The following is a 5,012-nucleotide window of genomic DNA, read 5'->3' as shown; positions in this document are numbered from 1 at the left end:
GTCCGGTTACAGCTACCGTATCAACTATGCCAAAACGTTTGATAAAACCGGCAGTACCCTGGCGTTCGTCGGATACCGCTTCTCGGACCGCCATTTTCTGTCCATGCCGGAATACCTGCAACGCCGGGCCACCGACGGCGGCGATGCGTGGCATGAAAAACAGAGCTACACCGTGACTTACAGCCAGTCCGTTCCGGTACTCAACATGAGCGCGGCTCTCTCGGTAAGCCGGCTCAATTACTGGGATGCCACATCAAATAATAACTATATGCTCAGTCTGAATAAATATTTCAGTCTCGGCGGCATACAGGGTATTTCTGCCTCACTTTCATTTTCCCGTAACCAGTACACCGGCGGGGGCAGCCAGAACCAGGTCTACGCCACCATCAGTATCCCGTGGGGCGACAGCCGTCAGGTGAGCTACAGCGTGCAGAAGGATAACCGGGGCGGCCTGCAGCAGACCGTGAATTACAGCGATTTCCATAACCCGGACACCACATGGAACATCAGCGCCGGCCATAACCGTTATGACACCGGCAGCAACAGCAGCTTCAGCGGCAGTGTGCAGAGCCGTCTGCCGTGGGGCCAGGCGGCAGCGGACGCCACCCTGCAGCCCGGACAGTACCGCAGCCTGGGCCTGAGCTGGTACGGCTCGGTGACTGCCACCGCCCACGGTGCCGCTTTCAGCCAGTCGATGGCCGGGAATGAGCCCCGCATGATGATAGATACCGGAGACGTGGCCGGTGTGCCGGTGAACGGCAACAGCGGGGTGACCAACCGCTTCGGGGTGGGCGTGGTGAGCGCCGGCAGCAGCTATCGCCGCAGCGATATTTCGGTTGATGTGGCCTCCCTGCCGGAGGACGTGGACGTCAGCAGCTCCGTCATCAGCCAGGTGCTGACGGAAGGCGCGGTGGGCTACCGGAAGATTGACGCCAGCCAGGGGGAGCAGGTGCTCGGTCATATCCGGCTGGCGGACGGCGCCAGTCCGCCGTTTGGCTCCCTGGTGGTGTCCGGGAAAACCGGCAGAACCGCGGGGATGGTCGGAGATGAAGGTCTGGCCTACCTGACAGGTCTCAGCGGGGAAGACCGCCGGACCCTGAATGTGTCCTGGGATGGCCGGGTGCAGTGCAGGCTGACGCTGCCGGAGAAGGCGGACCTCAGTCAGGGGCCACTGCTGCTGCCCTGCAGATAAGCAACACAGGCCGGTTTCAGTGAATGATTTCAGACGGAGAGAAACAGTGAAAAAGAGCAGGTTAAAAGGTGCTGCGTTCATCACGCTGACAATGGTGTGGAGCCACTGTAGTCTGGCTGCCGTGAACGTTGACCGGACACGCATCATTATGAACGCTACGGATAAAACGGTTGCCGTAACGCTGAACAATGACGACAAAGGCACACCGTTTCTGGCCCAGTCATGGGTGACAGATGCTGACGGGGTAAGAACGGATGCGCTGATGGCACTGCCGCCGCTGCAGCGTATTGACGGCGGACAGAAATCCCAGGTTCGCATCACTCAGGTCCGTGGAATGACTGAACGTCTGCCTCAGGACCGGGAGACCCTGTTCTGGTTTAACGTCCGGGGTATTCCGCCAAAACCGGAAGACAACAACGTGCTGCAGCTGACCATGCAGAGCCGCCTGAAACTGTTTTACCGTCCGAAAGCGGTTGCCAGAAGCAGCAACGACCAGCCGGAAAGAAAACTGGTGGCAGAACGTAGTTCCGGACATCTGACGCTGCAGAATCCGACACCGTATTACATCACCGTTGCCTGGCTGGGGGGGGACCGGCGCCATCCGCTGAGCGGGTTCGGTCAGGGGGTGATGGTGCCGCCGTTCACCAGTCTGCCTTTAAAGGCCGTTTTGCCGGCTGAAACACGGCAACTGTGGGTGGGGTATATCGATGACTATGGCGGGCTGCAGATGAATGATTACACCTGCACTGCCCGGCAGTGTGTCCTGAAGGACCGGGGGGCCGCGTCATGAGCGGACAGATGACACGCCTGAAAATCATACTGGCGATACTGACGATGATGACCGGGCCGGCCGTTATTCCCGTGCAGGCTGCAGGTACCGACGAATGTGACGTTATCAGTGGAGTCCTGTCGCTTACCAATATTAATCTGAAATCCACAGGTTATAAGGAAGACGATACCCTGAGTGTGATTTCGCGCGATATTTCATATCGCTGCACAACACGGGCGGATAATAACGACCTGGACGGAACGAATTACCATTACCCCACACTGGTAACCACTGCGGCCTTCGGAAAGGTTGTTCAGGCCCTGAAGGACTCCGGCCTGGGCCTGGAACTGACCATAAAGGAGAAAGGTCAACCTGAAAAGAAACTGGAGTGGTCACAGATAAGCAAGACGGGACAAGGAACCATTATAAAACAACAGTTTGGTGCAAACCTGCCGCTGAAATGGCAGAATGAGCCTGTGGTTACTGTACGGGACGCGGGACTCACAGCACGTATTTTTGCCGTGGAGCCCTATCAGGGGGCTCCGGTAATGATTAACGTTCCGGCAATAAATGCACTGGAAATCCGTCCTGTCAGCAACGGCAGTCCCTATGTACAGGGTACCCAAATACAGACCCCGATATTTTCTATACGAATTTTTCCTGATAATTTAGGCCAGGTTTTCATATCACCTTCCGTGGTAGATTTTGGGCGGATATATGCCACATCAGTGGATACATTAACTAAAGTATCCCCCCCCTTCACTGTGACGGCAAAACAGACAACCGGAACCCCGGTCTCCTTTGATATGCCGCTGGATATAGAGTTTAAGACCGGAGGACTGCCGCTGACAGCCAGTAACCAGGAAATTAAGCTAAGCACATCCGGGACTGTGGATGAAAATGGGCTGAAACTTTCAATAATCGATTCAGAGAATCGGAAAGTAATCTTTAATCAAACATATCACATGGGAACAATTTCTTTTAATCCATCCACGGGAGCTGGTATTGCGAAAACCTATACCGCAAAGGTGGAACCGATGCCGGGATCTGTAATTAAAACCGGTAAATTTTCTGCTGCGGTGACGGTTGTTGTGACATATAACTGACACCCCGTAATAAACGGATAATGTTTAATAAAAGCCGGTGAATACACAGGAACCGGAATAATAATTACTGCCGGCTGAATACAGCCATAAAAACAATAAAAATATTCATAACATTTAATGATACCTCCGGTCTTTTTTCGTTAATCATGATGACGAGGTTTTTATGTGCCCTGACAATACACACGCAAAAAAACGGTACCTGACCCCCGGTAATGATATTCATTATCCCGGCCAGACCAACCATGACGCCTGTTTTATTCCTGAAAGTGTCCGCCGGTATGCCGGGGAGCCCCTGTATGTCATCGTGGCACACTGGTGTCTGTTGCAGCAGGACTGGGTTCAGCGTAATCGGATATCAGAGGCGTTTCATATCCCGGCCAGACGGGCCAGCTATCTGATTGCCTATCTGAGGAGTAAAACATCACGGGTGGTCTGTGAATGCCGTCACCAGACCCTGCCCAATAAGGCACGACGCTATGAGATTTATGTCACTGAGGTTCTGGAAAAACCGGGACCGGTCAGTTGCGGGCGAACTGCCGCGCCTCCTGTATCCCGTCGCCGGGTGGGCAATGGCGACAGGGCACAGGCAAATGAACTGTGGAACCGGTTGTGCAGCAACAGAAACGCGGGAAAGATACTGAAAAAGAAGGGGACTGATGATGGCGGGAAGTGACCAGCAGACGGGGGCCCGGCGGGTTATCGTCCACGGAGACTGCTGGCCGGTGGTGACCGCCGTGGCGCATCTGGCAAAATCAGCCCTGCCGGAGAGCGACTTTGAAACCACATACACCCTGCCGGACCTGTTGCCACGCCTGTCCCGGCAGCCGGAGACGACGCTGATACTGTGTCTGCGCCCGCGTGAGCATATTTTTCTGTTCTATGCCCTGAGGCAGGCGCTGTTGTTTCACCCTGTACTGGTTATCAGCGATGAACTGATGTTCAGCGACCGGCTGGTACTGAAGGTGTTCGGGGATATCCCGGTGATATCACACGAAAAAACGTCAGGAACGCAACAGAGCGGGGAAGGGGGTGACGTAACCACCGGACAGCTGCAGCGAGCCCTGACCGGTTTTCTGTTCCTGCCGGAGCCGGTCAGGGGGTTTTCAGACGTTCCGCTGATTTTTAATCATCCGAAGCGGCTGATGAACTACATGTCAGTACTGATGTTCAGGGAAACTCTGGCGCACGGGGTGACGCCGGCCCAGCGCCGTCTGCTTGAGGAGATTTATCAGGGCCGGGGGAAACTGTCGGTGCTGTCCGGGCGGCTGAAAACGGGAGAGAAGAAAGTGTGGCGGGAGAAGAACAGGCTGCTGGTAAAGAAGCTGGGGATGCGTTGCCGGCTGCGTGAGCAGCTGTACGGCACCCGGTTCTGTATGGAGATTCAGAAAACGCCTTTTATGGCGCCGGCTGAGGCTGAACATCTGTATTCAGCTGAAGATCCACCCGGGCAGTCACGCCTGAAAAAAGATGCATAATCGCATGCGATTATGGCAACAAACATTTTGTGAAGCTGCTGGCGAAAAAGTGGTAATGATGCTTCTGGCAAGGTTTTCCGCCTGACTGAGCTGAACTCCCGTCCCGATACCTTCATTACGCAGACGGGATAATTAAGTGAACAACATTTTCCTGGTCGTTACTTTTTGCAATAAATTATGGAGTTGTAATTATACCCCGGGATTCTGATAATCGATATGTACAACTTTATATAGCGTGGGGGGGGGAAATGCAATTTCAACGTCTGAGTGCGCTTTTGCTTATTGCTGGTATTGCAATGAGTATGAATGTGCAGGCCAGTACCGATATTCGGGTTACCTATGCAGGCTCTATGGGGAAAGTAATGGATCAGGCCCTGGGACCTGCTTTTGCACGGCAACAGGGAGGGAAATATGAAGGACAGGGGCAGGGGTCATACGGCATGGCGCGTCTTCTGGCGGGTAAGAAAATA

General features: G+C 54.3%; 5 protein-coding genes and 1 pseudogene. All 6 read left to right on the top strand.

Going from position 1 to position 5,012, the window contains the following annotated elements; translation table 11 throughout:
- Positions 1–1,192 (top strand): fimbria/pilus outer membrane usher protein (locus HV477_RS27475; RefSeq protein WP_175065705.1); only part of this gene is annotated, 1,192 nt, incomplete at its 5' end.
- A gap of 91 nt (positions 1,193–1,283) precedes the next feature.
- On the top strand, positions 1,284–1,982 hold the full coding sequence (locus HV477_RS27470) for a fimbria/pilus periplasmic chaperone (protein WP_175065706.1): 699 nt from the start codon (positions 1,284–1,286) through the stop codon (positions 1,980–1,982).
- On the top strand, positions 1,979–3,067 hold the full coding sequence (locus tag HV477_RS27465; RefSeq protein ID WP_175065704.1) for a fimbrial protein: 1,089 nt from the start codon (positions 1,979–1,981) through the stop codon (positions 3,065–3,067). The genes HV477_RS27470 and HV477_RS27465 overlap by 4 nt, the downstream gene beginning before the upstream one ends.
- Positions 3,068–3,230: 163 nt before the next feature.
- The gene (locus HV477_RS27460) at positions 3,231–3,740 is read left to right on the top strand and encodes a CaiF/GrlA family transcriptional regulator (protein ID WP_175065703.1); all 510 of its coding nucleotides are present in this window, start codon (positions 3,231–3,233) and stop codon (positions 3,738–3,740) included.
- Positions 3,724–4,542 carry a transcriptional regulator gene (locus HV477_RS27455; RefSeq protein WP_175065702.1) on the top strand — a complete coding sequence of 273 codons (819 nt, stop codon included), beginning with the start codon at positions 3,724–3,726 and terminating at the stop codon, positions 4,540–4,542. The genes HV477_RS27460 and HV477_RS27455 overlap by 17 nt, the downstream gene beginning before the upstream one ends.
- Before the next feature lie 296 nt (positions 4,543–4,838).
- Positions 4,839–5,012 (top strand): annotated as a pseudogene (locus tag HV477_RS27450) (ABC transporter substrate-binding protein); the annotation flags it as partial.

The sequence above is a fragment of the Salmonella sp. SG203 genome, assembly GCF_013350575.1.
Classification (GTDB): domain Bacteria; phylum Pseudomonadota; class Gammaproteobacteria; order Enterobacterales; family Enterobacteriaceae; genus Salmonella; species Salmonella enterica.
Note: the sequence above shows the minus strand (reverse complement) of the source record. Positions and strands in the feature narration are given on the sequence as shown.

What these genes read in the sequence shown, in the direction of transcription:
- HV477_RS27465 (WP_175065704.1), top strand. Translation starts at nt 1,979, where the DNA reads ATGAGCGGACAGATGACACGCCTGAAAATCATACTGGCGATACTGACG.
- HV477_RS27470 (WP_175065706.1), top strand. Translation starts at nt 1,284, where the DNA reads ATGGTGTGGAGCCACTGTAGTCTGGCTGCCGTGAACGTTGACCGGACA.
- HV477_RS27460 (WP_175065703.1), top strand. Translation starts at nt 3,231, where the DNA reads ATGTGCCCTGACAATACACACGCAAAAAAACGGTACCTGACCCCCGGT.
- HV477_RS27455 (WP_175065702.1), top strand. Translation starts at nt 3,724, where the DNA reads ATGATGGCGGGAAGTGACCAGCAGACGGGGGCCCGGCGGGTTATCGTC.